The following is a 17,701-nucleotide window of genomic DNA, read 5'->3' as shown; positions in this document are numbered from 1 at the left end:
AGTGCGAGCCAATGTGTTGGTCCATTGGCATGAATTGGCCTGCAATTCCGGTTGACGAGCTGGTCGCCTCTGCTACCATCGGCCCGCAATCACTCCGCACGGAACTCATCTGGGAGGGTAAGACCGTGACGAAGCACCGCTGCAGCGCCGGCCTCAAGGCGACTGGACGTCTGCTGTTTTCCCTTGTTTTTCTTGCCCTGGCGGACACTGCCTGCGCGGCCGAGCTGCTGGTCGCGACGCAGGACGAGTATGTGCGGGCCGCGAAGGCGGCCAAGCCCGGCGACACCATCGTCCTGAAGGACGGCGAATGGCGCGACTTCGATCTGCTGCTGCGCGCGCAAGGGGAAATTGGTCAACCAATTCGACTGACCTCACAGACGCCCGGCAAGGTCGTCCTGACCGGCCAGTCGCGGCTGCGCCTGGCCGGCCGGCATCTGGAAGTCTCCAACCTCGTGTTCCGCGATGGGCATGCGCCCGGCGGCGAAGTCGTCGCGTTCCGGCGTTCGTCGACCGACTGGGCCGAGGACAGCCGCGTCACCGGCATCGTCATCGACGGCTACAACAAGCCCGATCGCGGCCAGTCCGATCACTGGGTCGCGCTGTACGGCCGCAACAACCGCTTCGACCACAGCCAGCTGCTGGGCAAGACCAATCTCGGCACCACGCTGGTGGTGATCCGCAACGAGACCAGCGGCCTGGAAAACCATCACCGGATCGACCACAACTGGTTCGGTCCGCGTCCCAACCTGGGCTCGAACGGTGGCGAGACCATCCGCATCGGCACCAGCCGCGATTCGCTGTCCGACTCGCGCACCGTGGTCGAGAACAACTGGTTCGAACACTGCGATGGCGAAGTCGAGATCGTCTCCAACAAGTCCGGCGGCAACACCTACCGCGGCAACGTGTTCTTCGAATCGCGTGGATCGCTGGTGCTGCGTCACGGCAATGGCAACCTGGTCGAGCGCAACGTCTTCATCGGCAACGGCAAGCCGCACACCGGCGGCGTGCGCGTGATCAACCGCGACCAGACCGTGCGCGACAACTACTTCCAGGGCCTGGCCGGCGACGGCTTCGCCGCGGCGCTGGCGGTGATGGCCGGGGCGAAGGACGCGCCGCTGAACCGCTATGCGCAGGTGGAGAACGCGGTGATCGAGCGCAACAGCTTCATCGACGTGCGCAGCGTGTTCCTCGGCGCCGGAACCGACGCCGAGCGCAGTGCCGCGCCGGTCGGCAGCACGATCGCCTCGAATCTGTTCGTCGGCAGCGGCACGCGCGACCTGCTGCGCACGCTCGGCGACCTGTCGGGCATCGCGTTCCGTGGCAACGTGCAGAGCCCGCAGGCGTCAGGCGGATTCCCTGCCGGCGTCGAAGGGCGCCAGGTCGCGCTGCAGCGCGGCCGGAATGGCCTGCAGCATCCGCAGGATCTCGATGGCATCGGCGCACCGCGCGACCTGCAGTTCATCGCCCGTCGCGCGGTTGGCGTGGACTGGTATCCGAAGGCGGTGGACCGCATCGCGCTGGACAGCGGGCGGACACGTACCGTCGTGCCCGGCGAGGACAGCCTGAGCGCCGCGCTGGATGCGTCCGCGCCGGGCGACCGTCTGCAGCTCGGCGCCGGCCGCTACCTGGTCACGCGCACGCTGGCCGTGCAGCATCCGTTGAGCATCGTCGGTCCCGCCCGCGGTAGCGCACGGATCGCGTTCTCGCGTCCGGTGCTGTTCGATCTCAAGCGCGGCGGTTCGCTGCGCCTGGCGCATCTGGACATCGATGGCGCGCTGGCGCCCGATGAGGCCGGCAACGCGGTGATCCGTGTCGCACCCGGCTCGAACGCGGCCAACTACGCGCTGCGGATCGAGGACAGCCGCATCCACGGCCTGACCGCGAACAGCGGCTTCGACGTGATCGACACCGGCAAGGGCAGCATGGCCGACCTGATCGCGCTGCAGCGGGTCGAGGTCGCCGACATCACCGGCTCGGTGCTGTCGGCCGCGGCCGAGACAGGTGATCTGGGCACCTACAACGTCGAGACCGTGGAGATCAGCGATTCGACGTTCCGGCGTGTGGCCGGGCCGGTGGTCGATCTGTACCGCGGCGGCACCGACGAGAGCACCTTCGGCCCCGCGCTGGTCGTGCGCGACAGCGTGTTCGAGGACGCCGGCCGCGACGATGCGTCGCTGCGCCTGCGCGGCGTGCAGCTGGCGGTGCTGGACGGCAACCGCTTCCGGCGCAGCGGCGACGTGTACTTCAGCCACCGGGTCGGCGAGCCGTCCCTGCTGGCTTCCCGCAACCAGTTCGCCGATGGCGGACGCATCCAGGCCGATATCCCGGTCGAGGCCATCCAATGAACAACGCATCGCCCCTGATCCTCGCGATCGGCCTGGCCCTGGCGCCTGCCTGCATCGCATCGGCGGCCACGACAGCGTCCGGCAGCGTGGCCCGGCAGAGCGAGCTGGTCCCGGTGCTGGTCACCACCGCGCAATGGGCGCAGATGCGCGAGCAGGTGCGCCGCTATCCGCTGTTCGCCGGTGAGGCGCAGCGTGCGGAACGGCGCGTGCGCGCGATGATGGAGGCCGGCATCGACGTGCCGGTGCCGAAGGACAAGGGCGGCGGCTACACGCACGAACAGCACAAGCGCAACTACCAGGCCATCCAGGCCGCCGGCGCGCTGTACCGGCTCAGTGGCGACCAGGCCTATGCCGACTTCGTCAGGGACATGCTGCTGCGCTACGCGGAGCTGTATCCGACGCTGGGGCCGCACCCGCAGGGGCGCGGCCAGATTCCGGGCCGCCTGTTCTGGCAGACGCTGAACGATTCGGTCTGGCTGGTGACCGCGGTGCAGGGCTACGACGCGGTGCGCGATGCGATCGATCCGGCCAGCCGCGAGACCATCGACAACCAGGTGTTCCGGCGCATGGCCGGATTCCTCGCCGGCGCCCCCGAGAACTTCGACAAGATCCACAACCACGCGACCTGGGCGGTGGCCGCCACCGGCATGACCGGCTACATGCTGCGCGACCCGGTGCTGGTCGAGCAGGCGCTGAAGGGCAGCGCCCGCGACGGCAAGGCCGGCTTCCTGAAGCAGATCGACCAGCTGTTCTCGCCGGACGGCTATTACGAGGAAGGCCCGTACTACCAGCGCTATGCGCTGGCGCCGTTCGTGCTGTTCGCCAATGCGATCGAGCGCAACGAGCCGCAGCGCGGCATCTTCGATTACCGCGACGGCGTGCTGCTGAAGGCGGTCGATGCGCTGGTGCAGAGCAGCTACGGCGGCTACTTCTTCCCGATCAACGACGCGATCCTGGATAAGGGCCTGGACACCGAGGAACTGGTGGCCGGCATCGGCATCGCCTACGCGCGCCGCCAGGATCCGCGGCTGCTGTCGATCGCGCAGCTGCAGGGCAGGGTGACCCTGACCCCGGAAGGCCTGCAGGTCGCGCAGGCGCTGGCGGCCGACAAGGCCAGGCCCTACGACTTCCGCTCGACCCTGCTGCGCGACGGCCCGGCCGGCGACCAGGGCGCGCTGGCGATCCTGCGCATGGGCGGCGCCGAAGGCCAGGCGCTGGTCGCCAAGAACACGATGCAGGGCATGGGCCACGGCCACTTCGACAGGCTCAACTGGCTGTTCTACGACAACGGCCAGCGCGTGGTCACCGACTACGGCGCGGCCCGCTTCCTCAACATCGAGGCCAAGGCCGGCGGCATCTACCTGCCCGAGAACACCAGCTGGGCCAAGCAGACCGTCGCCCACAACACGCTGGTCGTCGACGGTGCCAGCCAGTTCGGTGGCGACTGGAAGAAGGCCGAGCGCTTCGCGCCGGAGCAGCTGCTGTTCGCCAGCGACGCACACACCTGGATCAGCGGCGCCCGCATCGACACCGCCTACGACGGCGTGGCGATGCACCGTACCCAGGCGTTGCTGTCGCATCCGGCGCTGGGCCAGCCGGTGGCGCTGGACCTGCTGCGCGTCGAAGGCGGCAAGGCCGCGACCTACGACCTGCCACTGCATTTCAACGGCCACATCATGACGGTCGGCTTCGAGGCACGGCGCAACGTCGCGCAGCGACCACTGCTGGGCAAGGCCAACGGTTACCAGCATCTGTGGGTGGACGCGACCAGTGAGGCCTCGGCAGCGCAGCGCACGCTGTCATGGCTGCTGGACGGACGCTTCTATACCTACCGTTTCGCCAGCACCGCACCGTCGCAGGCGCTGCTGGTGGAAAGCGGGGCGAACGATCCGGACTTCAACCTGCGCCGCGAGCCGGCGCTGATCCAGCGTGTGGAAGGCCAGGCGTCGACCACGTTCTACGGCGTGCTCGAGCCGCATGGCCAGTACGACGGCGCGGCCGAGACCGTGCGCGGCGCGAACAGCCGCATCGATGGCATCGAGCATTTCCGCGGCGGCGATGCCAGCGTGCTGCTGCTGCGTCTGGCCGGCGGCGCGACCGTGGCGGTCGGCATCGCCGACGACCCGCGTGGCACCGGCACCCACAGCGTCAGTGGCGACGGTGCGACCTGGCGCTGGAGCGGCGGCTGGAAGCGCTTCGACACCGACGGCGGCAACGGGAGCAGCAAATGAGCACCCTGCGCTCGTCCGTGCGCTGGATGATCGTCGGCCTGATCGCCGTCGCCACGATCATCAACTACATCGACCGCAACGCGCTGGCCGTGATGTGGCCCGAGATTTCGAAGGATGTCGGCGCGACCAAGGAAGACTACGCGCTGCTGGTCACCGTGTTCATGCTGTTCTACGCGGCCGGCCAGTTCCTGTTCGGCCGGCTGTTCGACATCATCGGCACCCGCCTGGGTTTCGCGCTGTCGATCGCGGTGTGGTCGATCTCGATCGCGCTGCACGCGGTGTCGCATTCGATCCTGTCCTTCAGCATCGTCCGTGCGCTGCTGGGCGTCAGCGAGGCCGGCGCCTGGCCCGGGGCGGTGAAAGCCAACGCCGAGTGGTTCCCGGCACGCGAGCGGGCACTGGCGCAGGGCATCTTCAATGCAGGTGCGTCGATCGGCGCGATCGTGTCGGCGCCGCTGATCGCCTTCCTGTTCCTGTGGCTGGGCTGGCGGGGCACCTTCGTGCTGGTCGGCGTGATGGGCTTCGTCTGGATCCTGCCGTGGCTGGTGATCTACCGCGCCGGACCGGACCGCCATCCCTGGGTCAACGCGGCCGAGCGCGCCTGGATCGCCGAGACGCCGGATGCCGCGCAGGCGGCGGCCCGCGACGCGTACGTGCCGGACATGCGCCAGCTGCTCGGCCATCGCCAGACCTGGGGCATCCTGGTCTCGCGCTTCTTCCTCGACCCGATCTGGTGGCTGTTCGTGTCGTGGCTGCCGATCTACCTGGCCGACACCTTCGGCTTCGACATCAAGCAGATCGGCATCTTCGCCTGGGTTCCGTTCGTCGGTGCGATGTTCGGCAGCCTCAGCGGCGGCTGGCTGTCGGGCCGGCTGATCGCCGCCGGCTGGAGCGTGGACCGCGCGCGCAAATGGGTCATCACCCTGGGCGGCGTGATCATGGCGCCGGCGCTGATCGGCGCGGTGCTGGCCACCGACCCGGTCTGGGCGGTGCTGACGATCGCGGCGGTGCTGTTCGGCTTCCAGGTGGCGATCGGCAACATCCAGACGCTGCCCGGCGACATCTTCAGCGGCAGGTCGGTCGGCTCGCTGGCCGGCCTGGGCGGCATGGCCGCGGTCGCCGGCACGCTGATCACCACCTGGCTGGTGCCGGTGATGACCCGCGATTCCTATGCGCCGATCTTCATCCTCGTCGCGGCCCTGGTGCCGCTGTCGCTGCTCGCGGTCTGGCTGGTGACCGGCCGCGTCGAGCGCCTCGGCGGGCCCGCCGGGCGCTCATCCAACACCTGATTCCCCTACGCTCAACAGGACTACACGCATGACCCAGTTCAAGGACAAGGTGGCCATCGTCACCGGTGGCGGCCGCGACATCGGCCGTTCGATCTCGATCAAGCTGGCCGCGGCCGGCGCCAAGGTGTGCATCAACTACGCCAACGACACGGCGAGCGCGGAGGAAACCCTGCGCCTGGTGCAGGCCGCCAGCGGCAGCGCGATCCTGCACCGCGCCGACGTCACCGATCCGGCCCAGGTCGCCGGCCTGGTCGCGGCCACGCAGGCCGCGTTCGGCCCGCGCATCGACGTGCTGGTGAACGTCGCCGGCGGCATGGTCCAGCGCCGGCCGCTGGCCGAGATCGACCCGGCGTTCTTCCACACCGTGATGGATCTGAACATGACCTCGGTCTACCTGACCACGCACGCGGTGGTGCCGCACATGGGCGAGGGCGCGGCGATCGTCAATTTCGCCTCGCAGGCCGGCCGCGATGGCGGCGGTCCGGGTGCGTCGATCTACGCCACCGCCAAGGCCGCGGTGATGACCTTCACCCGGGCGATGGCCAAGGAGCTGGGCCCGCGCGGCATCCGCGTCAACGCGCTGGCCTGCGGCATGATCGCCACCCGCTTCCACGACGACTTCACCAAGCCGGAAGTGCGCACCGCGGTGGCCGGCTCCACGCCGCTGCGCCGCCAGGGCCATCCGGACGAGCCGGCCGACGTGGCGGTGTTCCTGGCTTCGGACGGCGCGGGGTTCATCACCGGCGCCAACGTCGACGTCAATGGTGGCACGTACTTCTCCTGAATCCGGCTGGGCGGCCTGGATCGGTCGTTCCTGATCGCGCCGGCCCGTCCGGCGCCTGCCGCGGGCACGGCCATGGAGGGCGTGCCGCCGTCGTGGCGACGGCGCGCGCCCGCGGATCCGCCCACCCGCCGTCGTTCCACACCGCCGGATGCCCGGCCTGCATTCCGTCGCGGAGGCGGACCATGTTGCGAATCCTGTGCATGTTCTCGCTGGCCGTCGGCCTGCTGGCCGCTGTGCCGTCATCTGCTTCAGCCCAGGTCTGGGTGCCGCTGTGGACCGCCTCGCCCGCGCCGGACCGCAGGGACGGACCGGACGGTGCCTCGCTGCGGTTCGCCGACCAGACCGTGCGCCAGGACATGCGCATGGGAACCTCGGCGACGTCGCTGAGGTTCCGGATCAGCAACGAGCTCGGCGATGCGCCGCTGACGATCGGTGCGGGCAGCGTGCGGCGGAAGGGCGCGCCTGGCGATGGCCTGCCACTGCGCTTCGGCGGGCGCAGCGATATCGTCGTGCCGGTCGGCGCGGCACTGCTCAGCGATCCGGTGCCGCTGGCGGTGCCGGCATTGGGCGAGATCAGCCTGCTGCTGTACTTCCCGGAGCCGGCCGCACCGGCGGTGCGCCGCACCGCGCTGCGCATCGCCGATGGCCGCCAGGCCGACGTCGAAGACGGCGTGCGCTACGCGTACCGGCAGAACGTGGTGTCGGCCGTGCTCGGCGCGCGTGACAGCAGGCCGACCGTGATCGTCGCACTGGGCGATTCGATCACCGAAGGCGCGGTGGCGGTGCGCGGCAGCCACGGCCAGTGGCCTGAACTGCTCGGCAGCCGGCTGGAACAGGCCTGTCCGGGCCGCTTCGTGGTGCTCAACCAGGGCATCAGCGGCAACAAGGTGTTCGACCATGGCCGCAGTCATGGGGCGCTGTCGCGCCTGGACCGCGACGTGATCGCGCTGCCCGGCGTCGATCAGGTGATCGTGTTCGAAGGCATCAACGACATCCGTCACAGCGGTGGCGCCAGCCCGCGTCCCGGCCGCGGCAGCGAGGACATGCTGCTGGCCTACCGGCAGATCGCCGACCGCCTGGCCCAGCACGGCATCCGCGCGTTCGCCGGCACGATCACCCCGTTCGGCAAGTCCGAGCGCTACGAGCCGGTATCCGCCGCGACCCGCAACGCGATCAATGCCTGGATCCGCGGCGGCGGTACCGGCTACGCGGGCGTGATCGACTTCGACCAGGCCGTGCGCGACCCGGCCGAGCCGGAGTCGCTGCCGGAGGCGATGACCCGCGATGGCCTGCATCCGAACGACGCGGGCCTGGAGCGGATGGCCGCATCGATCGACCTGGCGATGCTCGGCTGCCAGCCCCACTGAGCGCGGGGCCGGCATCCGGACTCAGCCTTCCGCGCGCGCCTGGCGGATGTAGTCGTCGACCTCGCGCTCGAGCAGGTCCATCGGCACCACGCCGGTCAGCAGCACGCGGTTGTGGAACTGGCGCGGGTCGAAGCGCTCGCCCAGCGCGTCGCGGGCCTTGTCGCGCAGGCGGATGAGTTCCAGCTGGCCGATCATGTACGAGGTCGCCTGGCCGGGCATCACCACGTAGCGGTCCACCTCCGATGCCGGGATGCCGTAATCGATCGCCTGCTGGCGGGTCCAGCGCTTGGCGTGCAGGCCGGTGTCGACCACCAGCCGGCGCGCGCGGAACAGCTCGGCATCGAGCTGGCCGAGCCGGCCCTCGATGTCGCCCTCGTACCAGTTCTGTTCGGCCGCCAGCCGTTCTGCGTACAGCGCCCAGCCCTCGCTGAAGGCGGAGATGCCGCCGAGCGCGCGCACCTGGCGGAACTTCGGCAGGGCGGTGTTCTCCACCGACAGCGCCACCTGGAAGTGATGGCCGGGCACGGTTTCGTGGTAGACCAGCGTGCGCAGCCCGAAGCGGGTCAGGCGGTCGGGCCGCAGCGGCATCTGGTAGACGCCCGGACGCGAGCCGTCCAGCGGCGGCGCGGTGTAGCTGGCCGCCGCGCTCGCCCAGCGGAACTCGGGGTAGGGCTGGGCGATCACGGCGCTCTTCGGACGGATGTCGAACAGCGCATCGGAGCGCCGCTCGGCATCGCGCATCATCCTCTCGATGTCCTGCATGATCGCCGCGCGACCGGCGGCGTCGTCGCTGTAGGCCAGGTCCGCACGCAGCGCCTTCGCACGCTGTTCGACGCTGCCGTCGTTGCGGCCCAGCTGCCGCAGCAGCGCGTCCATCTCGCCTTCGATGCGTGCAACCTCGCGCAGGCCGATCGCATGGATCTGCCCGGCGTCCAGCCCGGTCGAGGTGAAACGGCGCAGGTGGTAGGCATAGGCGTCGGCGCCCTGCGGGAAGCGCCACAGGCCGGCGTCGGCGCTGGCGCGCGGCCGCTGCGCCTCGAGTTCGGCGATGGCGGCCTGCCAGGCCGGATACACCTGCTCGCGGACGATGCTCTCGGCGCGTGCCAGCAGCGGGCCATGCCGGTCGGCGGCGATCGCGTCGATCTCCGGCAGGCGCGTGGCCAGCGTGGTCACCAGCGGATTGGCCGCCGGCGCCGGCGCGATGAACTGGCGCATCTGCGCGATCGTCGCGTCCAGGATGAAGTCCGGCGGCAGGATGCCGCGTGCGGCCTGCGCGTGCGCCCGCGCGGTCGCCTCGCCCATGCGCGCGTCGAACTGGCCCAGCCGGGCCAGATAGTGGTCCACGTCCTGCGCACTGCGCAGCGGATGCACCACGGTCATCAGGTTGGGCAGGCCGACGTTGACGCCGCTGAACTGCTGCAGCGGGAAGTCCAGGTCGCGGTAGCCCTCGCCCTCGATCAGCGTCTCCAGCTGCCAGCGCATCAGTTCGGCCGACACGCGGGTGGTGGGGTCCATCGCCTGCACGTCGAGCGCGGCCAGACCGGCCAGGCCGTGCCTCGCCAGCGCCACGGTCCCGTCGGCGAAGGCTTCCGTGGACGGCGTCAGCTGCCGGTCCATCAGCGCCTGCATCGCCGGATCCTCGAAATAGCGGCTGCCGGTGGCGGCATTGGGCTGGCGCTTCATCCAGTCGTCGGTGAACGCGCGGAAGAACGCGTTGGCCCCGGTCGCGTGCGCTGCGGCGGTCGCCTGCGGCGCAGGAGCGCTGGCGCCTGCCGGCGCGGAGAGAAGCAGGCCGAGGGCCAGGGCGAGCGGTGCGAAACGGAAGGTGGCCGGCACGAGGGCTCCCGGAAGATCGGATGGGGGTTCGATTCTAGGGGCTGCCGGCATGCGAGGGCACGCCGCGCGCGACACCGCGTGTGGTGGTGCCTCGATGCGCGCGGCACGCCTTGCGTGCAGACCGCGCGGAGCGGTGCGGCGCAGCCGATGTCGCATGCATGCCGGAGCAGCTCAGTGAACGGCATGCCGCATCCGGCGCATCGATCCAGACCGATGCACCGGCGCATGCGATGGTCTCAGTGCGCTGCCGCTGCGGGATCGGGCGCCTGCAGCAGGGTGTGCAGTTGCCGCATGTCGTCGACCACCGCGAGCGCGCCGGCCTGGTCCAGGTCGAAGCCACGCGCATAACCGTGGCGCACCAGCACCAGCGGCATGTGCGCGGCGATCGCCGCGGCCGCGTCGGTGGCCGAGTCGCCCACCATCACGCAGCGTTCCGGCGCGTGGCCGAAGCGCTGCGCCAGGTGCAGCAGCGGCAGCGGATCGGGTTTGCGCTCGGCGAGGCTGTCGCCGCCGATGATCGCGGCAAAGCGGTCGGCCAGGCCGACATGCGCGAGCAGCGGCGCGACGAAGCGCTCGGGCTTGTTGGTGCAGATGGCCAGCGTCGCCCCGGCCGCGGACAGCGCCTCCAGCAGTTCGGGCACGTGATCGTAGACGCGCGGGTTCTTCAGCAGGCTGTCGCCGTAGTGACGCATGAACGCCGGCATCGCCTGCTCGGGCGGCAGTGCGCTGCCGGCGTGGTGCAGCGCGGTGTCGAGCAGGGCGCGCACGCCATCGCCGATCCAGCTGCGCACCGTCGCTTCGCTGACCGTGGCCAGATCGAACCCGGCCAGGGTCAGGTTGACCGCTTCGGCGATATCGGAAGCGCTGTCGACCAGGGTGCCGTCGAGATCGAAGATGACCAGCGGAAAGCGCGGTGGCTGCATCATGGGGTCGCCGTGTGGAGGACCCGCATTGGGCGGACCGGGGCGTGCGATGTCAAGGCGGAGGACGCGCCGGCACCGCGGCGCTGGAGCGGGGGCGGAGCCATGTCGACGGGCGTCCGCGCATCCAGCGCCACCGAGTCCGCGCGCCGGCTCGCCGCTGGCCGGGTATCGCTCGGAGTTGCCTGACCCCGCATCGGCACGCAGCCCGATGTCGGGGCAGGGCGGCGGCTGCCAGGCTGGGGCCGGATCACATCCTGGAGCAACGGAATGCACCGGATCACCCTCCATTTCCTGCTGTTGCTGGCGTTGTCGGTTGCCGCGCAGTCCGCGCAGGTCCACGCGATGCCGTCGCTACCCGCGCCGATGCTCGCCGCCAGCGGCGCCCCACCAGGCGATCTGCGCCAGTACTGGGTCAGCGAGAAGCTCGATGGCGTGCGCGGGCGCTGGGACGGCCGCACCCTGTCCACGCGCAACGGTCACCGGATCGACGCGCCGGCGTGGTTCACCGCCGGATGGCCGGACACGCCGATGGACGGCGAACTGTGGCTCGGTCGCGGCCGCTTCGACGAGACCAGCGCCGTGGTCAGGCGCGGCCGCGACGATGCCGCCGGCTGGGCGGCGATGCGCTTCATGGTGTTCGACCTGCCGGCCCATCGCGGTCCGTTCGGCGAGCGCGTGCAGGCGATCACCACGTTGCTGGACGCCACGCAGGTGGCGTGGCTGGTGCCGGTGGAGCAGCAGCGCGGCATCGACCGGGCCTGGCTGGATGCCAGGCTGCAGGCGGTGCTGGCGGCCGGTGGCGAGGGCCTGATGCTGCACCACGACCAGGCGACGTACCGCGCCGGACGCAGCGACCGGCTGCTCAAGCTCAAGCAGCACGAGGACGCCGAAGCGGTGGTGGTTGCGCATCTGCCGGGCAATGGCAAGTACACCGGCATGCTGGGGGCGCTGCTGGTCGAGCTGCCCGACGGACGCCGGCTGCGCCTGGGCAGCGGCCTGAGCGACGCGCAACGGCGCGCGCCGCCCGCGCTGGGCGCCCGCGTCACGTACCGCTACAGCGGGCTCACCAACACCGGACTGCCACGCTTCGCGCGCTTCCTGCGGGTCCGCGACGACGAACCGGCGCTGCGTTGAGCCGGGCGCATCGCACCGGCATCGTATCCGCTGCCACTCCGGCGCCGACCGGCCGCTCTGCGATGGCCTGCCACCTGCAGGCGCATGCCAGGCATCCGGACCGATGTCCGGGATGCTGCGTTCAGTGCGTCTGTCCCTTGCGCGCGCGCTTGATCGCGTACATCGCCGCGTCGGCCTGCTTGAGCACCGCCTCCGCGTCGTGGCTGCCGGCGTCGGCGACGATCACGCCGATGCTCGGTCCGGCGTAGTCGACCTCCAACTGCGGACCGAGCCGGAAACGCCCGGTGGTCGCCTCGCGGATCCGTGTTTCCAGCGCGCCGGCCGCGCCACGCGCCAGCGCGGCCGGATCGCCCGGCACGGTCGCCAGGGTCACGAACTCGTCGCCGCCCAGGCGGGCGCTGAAGTCGCCGGCACGGTGGGCGCCGGCAAGCGCGTCGGCGATCGCGGCCAGGAAGCGGTCGCCGGCCTCGTGGCCGTGGCGATCGTTGATGCGCTTGAAGTCGTCCAGGTCGACGAACGCCACCAGCAGGCGGGTGCCGTCCCGGGCATCGCGCGCCAGCCGACGCTGCAGTTCGTCCATCAGCGAGCGACGGTTGGGCAGCCCGGTGAGCACGTCGGTCAGCGCGCTGGTCGCCAGCGCATCGTGCGCGCGGCGCAGGTCGTTCATCAGCCGCTCGCGTTCGACCTGCTGGCCGATCAGGTGCGAGAACATCCGCAGCACCCGGTCGCCGCCGTCGACAAGCGGGCGGCGCTGGTCGCTGGCCGCGCACAGCGTGCCGAGCAGCACGCCGTCCTGGCCGCGGATCGGCGTACTGGCGTAGGTGGAGATGCCGAGCGCACGCGCAGCGTCCGAGTCGTTCCAGCAGGCGGCAACGTCGTCGGTATAGGGCCGGCCTTCGTCCAGTGCGCGTTTGCACAGGGTGTCGCCCCAGGGAACGGTCAGCCCCTCGGGAATCCGCAGGCGGTGGCTGTTGTGGGCATAGACCACGTGCTGCACGCCGGCGTCCACATCGATCCGGGTCATGTAGGTCGAGTCCAGCCCGGTGACCGCCTGCAGCAGTTCCAGGAGCGGACGGACCAGTTCTTCCAGGTTGTGCGCGGCGGCGACCGAATCGGCGAGCTGCGAAAAGAAGGGCGGTGCGGTGTGGAGGGTGTTCATGCGCAGTCATCTACTACAGGCCGCTGCCGCGAGGCCAGCACGGGAACGTGCTTTTGCGCACGCGTTAACGCTTCATGTTGGAAGAACCTGCCAGCTGGATTAGCATGCGTGCGTTCCGTCGAGGGATCCGACGATGCGTATCGACAGCCGCCTGTCGCGGATGCTCCACGTCCTGCTGCACATGGCCCGCCACGAGGGTGGAGCACTGACCTCCGAGCAGATCGCCATCATGCTGGGCACCAATCCGGTGGTCGTGCGGCGCACGATGGCCGGCCTGCGCCAGCGTGGCTACGTGCACTCCGCGCGTGGCCACGGTGGTGGCTGGACGCTGGCGATGGATCTGGCCGAAGTCACGCTGCTGGACATCCATCAGGCGGTGGGTGGCCCGGTGCTGTTCGCGCTCGGCAACGAACACCCCACTCCGAGCTGCGGCGTCGAGAAGGTGGTCAACGCCGCGATCGACGGCGCGCTGCAGGACGCGGCGCGCCTGCTCGAAGCGCGGCTGGCGCAGGTGACCCTGGCCGATCTGGCGGCCGAGTTCGACGCCCTGTGGTCCGATGGAAACGCCGCCGTCGTCGCCGGAGACGGCCGGCACTGATCGATCCTCGCGGTCCGGCGCGTGGCCTGCTGATCCCGAACGAAGAGCACCTTCGGATACCGCTCGTCCCTTTATGTAACAAATGAAGTTTCGTATGATCCGCCGTGGGCGCCATGCCCGGCCGGATCAGGAGTGATGGATGAACACGACATCGGAATCGTCCTGCGAGGTGGCCATCGTCGGTGGCAGCTTCGCCGGACTGCAGGCCGCGTTGATGCTGGCGCGGGCCCGCAAGCGGGTGCTGCTGTTCGACGATGCGCAGCCGCGCAACCGCTTCGCCGCGCATTCCCACAGCGTGCTCGGCCACGACGGGAAACCGCCGGCGCAGCTGATGGGCGAGGCCCGTGAGCAGCTGCTGCGCTATCCAACGGTGGCGCTGCGCACCGCACGCGTGGTGACGGCCGACGCGCAGGCCGGCGGATTCGTGCTGGGCTGCGACGACGAGACGCGCGTCACCGCCCGGAAGCTGGTGCTGGCGACCGGCATCCGCGACCTCCTGCCGCCGCTGCCGGGCCTGGCCGAGCGCTGGGGCGCCACGGTCCTGCACTGCCCGTACTGCCACGGCTACGAGGTCGCCGGCCGGCCGCTGGGGGTGCTGGGCAACGCGATGGCCAGTCCGCACCAGGCGCTGCTGATTTCCGAGTGGGGGCCGACCACCTACTTCAGCCAGGACGTGCATCTGCCGGATGCCGAACAGACCGCTGCGCTGCAGCGACGCGGCGTGACGATCGAGCATGTGCCGGTGGTGGCGCTGGAAGGCGAGGGCAGCGCACTGCGGTCGGCACGCCTGGCCGATGGCCGTGAGGTCGCGCTCGCGGCGATGTTCACTGCGCCGCACAGCGAGCCGGCCAGCGACCTGTACCGCCAGCTCGGCTGCGACACCGAGCCCGGACCGCTCGGCCCGTTCGTCCGGGTCGATGCCCTGCAGCGCACCAGCGTGCCAGGCGTGTTCGCGGCCGGAGATCTGGCGACCGCGATGCAGAGCGCGCCGCTGGCCATCGCCGCCGGTACGCTGGCCGGCGTTGCCGCACATCGCTCGCTGCTCGAGGAAGCCTGAAGCCGGCCGTCAAGGGCGAAGCTCGCTTCGCCGGCATGCAGGCGTGCGGGCGGAGAGCGGCATCGCCGGCCGCAGCGTCGCGGCCAGCCAGTGGCTGCGATTCAGAACTCGACCGTGACTGGGGCGGCGCTGCGCCGCCCCGCGCGTTGCCGTGGCGGACGGCATCGATGTCGTCGCCATCCGGAGCCAGCACGAAGGCGTCGTCATCGCCTGGGCGGCGGGGCTGCGCGTCCGTCGCGGGCCATCGCGGCCGCGTGGAACGCCTCCGCCATCATCCGATCCTGCGCCTGCGACGCCGGATCGTGCCGACCGGTCGGCACGCTGCAAGGCGGCCTGGCTGTCGATGCTGGAGACGAACAACGCGTCGGCCCGGACGTCTTCGCCAACCCCACCGCCCAGCGGCACGTCGATCACGTCGAGCACCGCGCCGCGGAAGCGCCGGCGCGCGGGAAGCTCGCGTACCGCCACTCGGACAGGTCGATCAGGGGGGCAACTGCCCGGTTTCCAGCGGGTGCTCGGTCTCGGCACGCTCTGGCCAGTGCGATGCGTGCGCGTGGTGTAGGACGTGTGCCCGTTCACGTTGCGCGGACGACGCTGCGTCCAGCATTCACGGAGCCAATCCGGCAGGACAGGGAAACACCAGGAGCATCACGCATGATCAAGTGGGCCATCATTTTCGCCGTCATCGGCCTCATCGCCGGCGTGCTCGGCTTCAGTGGCATCGCCGGGGCCTCGATGGGCATCGCCAAATTCCTGTTCATTGCCGCGCTGGTGATCGCCGCCATCCTGTTCGTGCTCGGCCTGACGATTTTCCGCAAGATCACCTAGCCGGCCGGCCAAGCGCGGTGGCCGCTCGATGGTCGAACGAAGACTGGCTCCCCGAAGGGAGCCAGTCGCGTTATGGGCCTGGAAACTCGTCAGGTCAGCCTGGCGGACCTGCCCGGCTGGCGGGCTCAGCCGGCCGATGCCGGAGCGCTGCAGGCGATGTCGGGGGCGCCCGAGAGTGCCAGCGTCGCCTCGCTGCTGCCGCGGGTCCAGAACGTGTTCCCGGCCTCGTCGGTGTATTTCGCGCCGGAGGCAGCCACCGCCTGGCGCATCGTGAGGCTGGTGCCGTCGAACATCACCGTCGCCGTCCCCGCACCGGCATCGAAGCGCGCGGTCAACGGCCTGCCGCCGCAGTCGTAGACCTGACCCTCGGTGGTAACCGGCGCGCCGCTGACGTCGCCCGAAGGTGTCTCGGCCGGCGTGGCCGCCGACGTGGCAGGTGCGGCCACGGGGTCGCCGGCAGCGGGGGTGCGGTCGCCGCATGCGGCCAAGGCCAGGCACAGCGGCACGATGCACAGTGCAGGACGGAGTCTGGACATCGGGTCATCCTCGTCAGGTGTCGGGCCTTGGACGCTATGTCCGCCGGAGTGAAGATGCCGTGCCGGTCCAGCAGGGCGGTACTCACCGATCGTCGAGCTTCCATGCCCGCCGGTGAATCGTCTCCCCGCGCTCCGGCGCTTTCACCCGATCTGCGCGGCGTCTGCACCCGCAGCGAACCTGCGATCGCCAACCCTGTCCCCACATCACCGAGGAGGACACGGCCATGAGCATCATCCAGCCCCTGACCGGCGAAGTTTCCGACAGCAAGGCCGCCGGCATCTTCAACAATCCTGCGAATGCGCGGCGTGTGGCGCGCGAAGTGCGTGCCAGGCTGTCGCTCAGCCAGGCCCAGGTGCGGGTCATGACACCGGGCGAGGCACGCGCCGCTCGCAAGCTCGAGCCGGAAAGCAACGGCGTCATGCGCACGCTGGTGATCGCGCACTGCAAGCTCGGACTGGTCGGCCTGGCTGCGGGCGCGCTGCTGTTCGGTGCGATGCTGCTGGCGGGCGTTCCCGCGGTGACCCAGTCGCCCTGGCTGGCAGGCGCACTGACGATCGGCTACGGCGGCATCTTCGGCCTGTTCGCCGGTGGCCTGGTGTCGCTGCGTCCGGATCACGGCCGCTACCTGTTCAAGGTGCGCGATGCGCTGCGCCAGGGGCGTTCGGCCGTGGTCGTGCATGCGCGCAACGACCGGGAACGCGATGGCGCCAGCGATCTGCTGAAGGCGCGCAGCGGCGAGACGGTCACCACGCTCTGATCCGGAGGGCGGCGACAGGCACCAGCGGCGATGCGGAAACGTGTCGCCGCTGTTCTCGTGTCCATTGCCTCATCACGCAGGACGAAGGCCCGTTCGCCGGCATCCCCATAGAGACGACACGCATGCGATCGGACCGGCCGCCATGCGCCACGCACCGGCGCTGGGGCCATCTGTCCGCTGGGGCGGCACCAGCGTGGCCGCTACACTATGCAGCCCCCTTCACCGAGATCCACGATGCCCGCGCCTCCCGCCTGTCCGCAATGCACGCTCGAAAACACCTACGCCGATGGCGCAGTGTGGATCTGCCCGGACTGCGGCCATGAGTGGAGCGCGGGAGACGGAGAGGCCGAGGGCGGGGTCGAGGTGCGCGACAGCAACGGCAATCTGCTGGCCGCTGGCGACACGGTGGTGGTGATCAAGGACCTGAAAGTGAAGGGCTCCTCGATTCCGCTGAAGCAGGGCACGGTGATCCGCAACATCCGTCTGGTCGAGGACGACGCCGAGCACATCGAGGGCAATTCGGACAAGATCAAGGGCCTGGTGCTGAAGACCTGTTTCCTGCGCAAGGCCTGAGCGCCAGGTGACGCCCAGGCCTCCCGGCCCTCAGCCGGGTTGACGCTCGCGCAGGGCGAGGTTGAGCTGGTCGACCACGATCGCCCAGTCCGCGTCCTCGACGCGTTCCTCGCGCAGCAGCTGCGCCTGCGCCGGCGTCCAGAACGGCGCCTCCTCCAGGCGCAGATGCGCCTCCAGCGGCGAATGGTCGGCGATGAAGCGGCGGATGCTGGCTTCGTCGGCCGGCAGGCCGAGCTGCTCGAACAGCTGCGAGAACGGATGGACGGGCTGCTCCATGGGGGCT

Annotated in this window: 17 protein-coding genes; 11 read left to right on the top strand and 6 right to left on the bottom strand. The window is 70.3% G+C overall.

The window, feature by feature from the left end:
* Positions 1–125 precede the first annotated feature (125 nt).
* The 5 genes from IB242_RS07260 (at position 126) to IB242_RS07240 (ending at position 8,016) form a co-directional block, all read left to right on the top strand.
* The gene (locus tag IB242_RS07260) at positions 126–2,345 is read left to right on the top strand and encodes a polysaccharide lyase 6 family protein (protein ID WP_343237094.1); all 2,220 of its coding nucleotides are present in this window, start codon (positions 126–128) and stop codon (positions 2,343–2,345) included.
* Positions 2,342–4,576, top strand: a complete 2,235-nt coding sequence (locus IB242_RS07255) for an alginate lyase family protein (RefSeq protein WP_192277461.1) — start codon at positions 2,342–2,344, stop codon at positions 4,574–4,576. Before IB242_RS07260 ends, IB242_RS07255 begins: the two co-directional genes overlap by 4 nt.
* Positions 4,573–5,865 (top strand): MFS transporter, encoded by a 1,293-nt coding sequence (locus IB242_RS07250; protein ID WP_192277459.1) that lies wholly within the window; start codon positions 4,573–4,575, stop codon positions 5,863–5,865. Before IB242_RS07255 ends, IB242_RS07250 begins: the two co-directional genes overlap by 4 nt.
* A 28-nt stretch (positions 5,866–5,893) precedes the next feature.
* Positions 5,894–6,649, top strand: a complete 756-nt coding sequence (locus tag IB242_RS07245; RefSeq protein WP_192277457.1) for a glucose 1-dehydrogenase — start codon at positions 5,894–5,896, stop codon at positions 6,647–6,649.
* A gap of 182 nt (positions 6,650–6,831) precedes the next feature.
* Positions 6,832–8,016 carry a GDSL-type esterase/lipase family protein gene (locus tag IB242_RS07240; protein WP_192277455.1) on the top strand — a complete coding sequence of 395 codons (1,185 nt, stop codon included), beginning with the start codon at positions 6,832–6,834 and terminating at the stop codon, positions 8,014–8,016.
* Between the two features lie 21 nt (positions 8,017–8,037).
* Here the strand turns inward: IB242_RS07240 and IB242_RS07235 are convergent, their stop codons facing one another.
* The gene (locus IB242_RS07235) at positions 8,038–9,852 is read right to left on the bottom strand and encodes a DUF885 domain-containing protein (RefSeq protein WP_192277453.1); all 1,815 of its coding nucleotides are present in this window, start codon (positions 9,850–9,852) and stop codon (positions 8,038–8,040) included.
* Between the two features lie 236 nt (positions 9,853–10,088).
* Positions 10,089–10,775: a phosphoglycolate phosphatase gene (gene gph / locus IB242_RS07230; protein WP_192277794.1), complete on the bottom strand. Its 687-nt coding sequence runs from the start codon at positions 10,773–10,775 to the stop codon at positions 10,089–10,091.
* A 267-nt stretch (positions 10,776–11,042) separates the two neighbouring features.
* On the opposite strand from gph, the gene IB242_RS07225 reads away from it, so the two are divergent.
* Positions 11,043–11,909 carry a DNA ligase gene (locus IB242_RS07225; protein WP_192277451.1) on the top strand — a complete coding sequence of 289 codons (867 nt, stop codon included), beginning with the start codon at positions 11,043–11,045 and terminating at the stop codon, positions 11,907–11,909.
* Positions 11,910–12,030: 121 nt separating this feature from the next.
* Here IB242_RS07225 and IB242_RS07220 read toward each other — a convergent pair whose 3' ends face one another.
* The gene (locus IB242_RS07220; RefSeq protein ID WP_192277449.1) at positions 12,031–13,068 is read right to left on the bottom strand and encodes a sensor domain-containing diguanylate cyclase; all 1,038 of its coding nucleotides are present in this window, start codon (positions 13,066–13,068) and stop codon (positions 12,031–12,033) included.
* A 133-nt stretch (positions 13,069–13,201) separates the two neighbouring features.
* Here IB242_RS07220 and IB242_RS07215 point away from each other — a divergent pair, with 133 nt between their 5' ends.
* Together IB242_RS07215 and IB242_RS07210 are read left to right on the top strand one after the other, a co-directional pair.
* A complete protein-coding gene (locus IB242_RS07215; protein WP_192277447.1) occupies positions 13,202–13,666 on the top strand; it encodes an Rrf2 family transcriptional regulator in 465 nt (154 codons plus the stop codon).
* Positions 13,667–13,805: 139 nt separating this feature from the next.
* Positions 13,806–14,723 carry an NAD(P)/FAD-dependent oxidoreductase gene (locus IB242_RS07210; protein ID WP_192277445.1) on the top strand — a complete coding sequence of 306 codons (918 nt, stop codon included), beginning with the start codon at positions 13,806–13,808 and terminating at the stop codon, positions 14,721–14,723.
* A gap of 9 nt (positions 14,724–14,732) precedes the next feature.
* On the opposite strand, the gene IB242_RS07205 is transcribed toward IB242_RS07210, so the two are convergent.
* Positions 14,733–15,191, bottom strand: coding sequence for a hypothetical protein (locus IB242_RS07205; RefSeq protein WP_192277443.1), 459 nt, complete (start codon positions 15,189–15,191; stop codon positions 14,733–14,735).
* Positions 15,192–15,377: 186 nt separating this feature from the next.
* Here IB242_RS07205 and IB242_RS07200 point away from each other — a divergent pair, with 186 nt between their 5' ends.
* Positions 15,378–15,551 carry a DUF1328 domain-containing protein gene (locus tag IB242_RS07200; protein WP_192277441.1) on the top strand — a complete coding sequence of 58 codons (174 nt, stop codon included), beginning with the start codon at positions 15,378–15,380 and terminating at the stop codon, positions 15,549–15,551.
* Between the two features lie 125 nt (positions 15,552–15,676).
* Here IB242_RS07200 and IB242_RS07195 read toward each other — a convergent pair whose 3' ends face one another.
* Positions 15,677–16,087 (bottom strand): MliC family protein, encoded by a 411-nt coding sequence (locus IB242_RS07195; RefSeq protein WP_192277439.1) that lies wholly within the window; start codon positions 16,085–16,087, stop codon positions 15,677–15,679.
* A gap of 224 nt (positions 16,088–16,311) precedes the next feature.
* Between IB242_RS07195 and IB242_RS07190 the strand changes: the two genes are divergently transcribed.
* Positions 16,312–16,845: a riboflavin biosynthesis protein RibA gene (locus IB242_RS07190; RefSeq protein ID WP_192277437.1), complete on the top strand. Its 534-nt coding sequence runs from the start codon at positions 16,312–16,314 to the stop codon at positions 16,843–16,845.
* A 234-nt stretch (positions 16,846–17,079) separates the two neighbouring features.
* The gene (locus IB242_RS07185; protein WP_192277435.1) at positions 17,080–17,418 is read left to right on the top strand and encodes a zinc ribbon domain-containing protein YjdM; all 339 of its coding nucleotides are present in this window, start codon (positions 17,080–17,082) and stop codon (positions 17,416–17,418) included.
* A gap of 30 nt (positions 17,419–17,448) precedes the next feature.
* Here IB242_RS07185 and IB242_RS07180 read toward each other — a convergent pair whose 3' ends face one another.
* Entirely contained in the window at positions 17,449–17,694 is a 246-nt protein-coding gene (locus tag IB242_RS07180; RefSeq protein ID WP_192277433.1) for a DUF2789 domain-containing protein, read from the bottom strand.
* Positions 17,695–17,701 lie beyond the last annotated feature (7 nt).

It is taken from the genome of Xanthomonas sp. XNM01 (assembly GCF_014851915.1).
Taxonomy (GTDB): domain Bacteria; phylum Pseudomonadota; class Gammaproteobacteria; order Xanthomonadales; family Xanthomonadaceae; genus Pseudoxanthomonas.
Note: the sequence above shows the minus strand (reverse complement) of the source record. Positions and strands in the feature narration are given on the sequence as shown.

What these genes read in the sequence shown, in the direction of transcription:
- IB242_RS07255 (WP_192277461.1), top strand. Translation starts at nt 2,342, where the DNA reads ATGAACAACGCATCGCCCCTGATCCTCGCGATCGGCCTGGCCCTGGCG.
- gph (WP_192277794.1), bottom strand. Translation starts at nt 10,775, where the DNA reads ATGCAGCCACCGCGCTTTCCGCTGGTCATCTTCGATCTCGACGGCACC.
- IB242_RS07190 (WP_192277437.1), top strand. Translation starts at nt 16,312, where the DNA reads ATGAGCATCATCCAGCCCCTGACCGGCGAAGTTTCCGACAGCAAGGCC.
- IB242_RS07240 (WP_192277455.1), top strand. Translation starts at nt 6,832, where the DNA reads ATGTTGCGAATCCTGTGCATGTTCTCGCTGGCCGTCGGCCTGCTGGCC.
- IB242_RS07195 (WP_192277439.1), bottom strand. Translation starts at nt 16,087, where the DNA reads ATGTCCAGACTCCGTCCTGCACTGTGCATCGTGCCGCTGTGCCTGGCC.
- IB242_RS07245 (WP_192277457.1), top strand. Translation starts at nt 5,894, where the DNA reads ATGACCCAGTTCAAGGACAAGGTGGCCATCGTCACCGGTGGCGGCCGC.
- IB242_RS07185 (WP_192277435.1), top strand. Translation starts at nt 17,080, where the DNA reads ATGCCCGCGCCTCCCGCCTGTCCGCAATGCACGCTCGAAAACACCTAC.
- IB242_RS07225 (WP_192277451.1), top strand. Translation starts at nt 11,043, where the DNA reads ATGCACCGGATCACCCTCCATTTCCTGCTGTTGCTGGCGTTGTCGGTT.
- IB242_RS07220 (WP_192277449.1), bottom strand. Translation starts at nt 13,068, where the DNA reads ATGAACACCCTCCACACCGCACCGCCCTTCTTTTCGCAGCTCGCCGAT.
- IB242_RS07210 (WP_192277445.1), top strand. Translation starts at nt 13,806, where the DNA reads ATGAACACGACATCGGAATCGTCCTGCGAGGTGGCCATCGTCGGTGGC.
- IB242_RS07250 (WP_192277459.1), top strand. Translation starts at nt 4,573, where the DNA reads ATGAGCACCCTGCGCTCGTCCGTGCGCTGGATGATCGTCGGCCTGATC.
- IB242_RS07200 (WP_192277441.1), top strand. Translation starts at nt 15,378, where the DNA reads ATGATCAAGTGGGCCATCATTTTCGCCGTCATCGGCCTCATCGCCGGC.
- IB242_RS07180 (WP_192277433.1), bottom strand. Translation starts at nt 17,694, where the DNA reads ATGGAGCAGCCCGTCCATCCGTTCTCGCAGCTGTTCGAGCAGCTCGGC.
- IB242_RS07215 (WP_192277447.1), top strand. Translation starts at nt 13,202, where the DNA reads ATGCGTATCGACAGCCGCCTGTCGCGGATGCTCCACGTCCTGCTGCAC.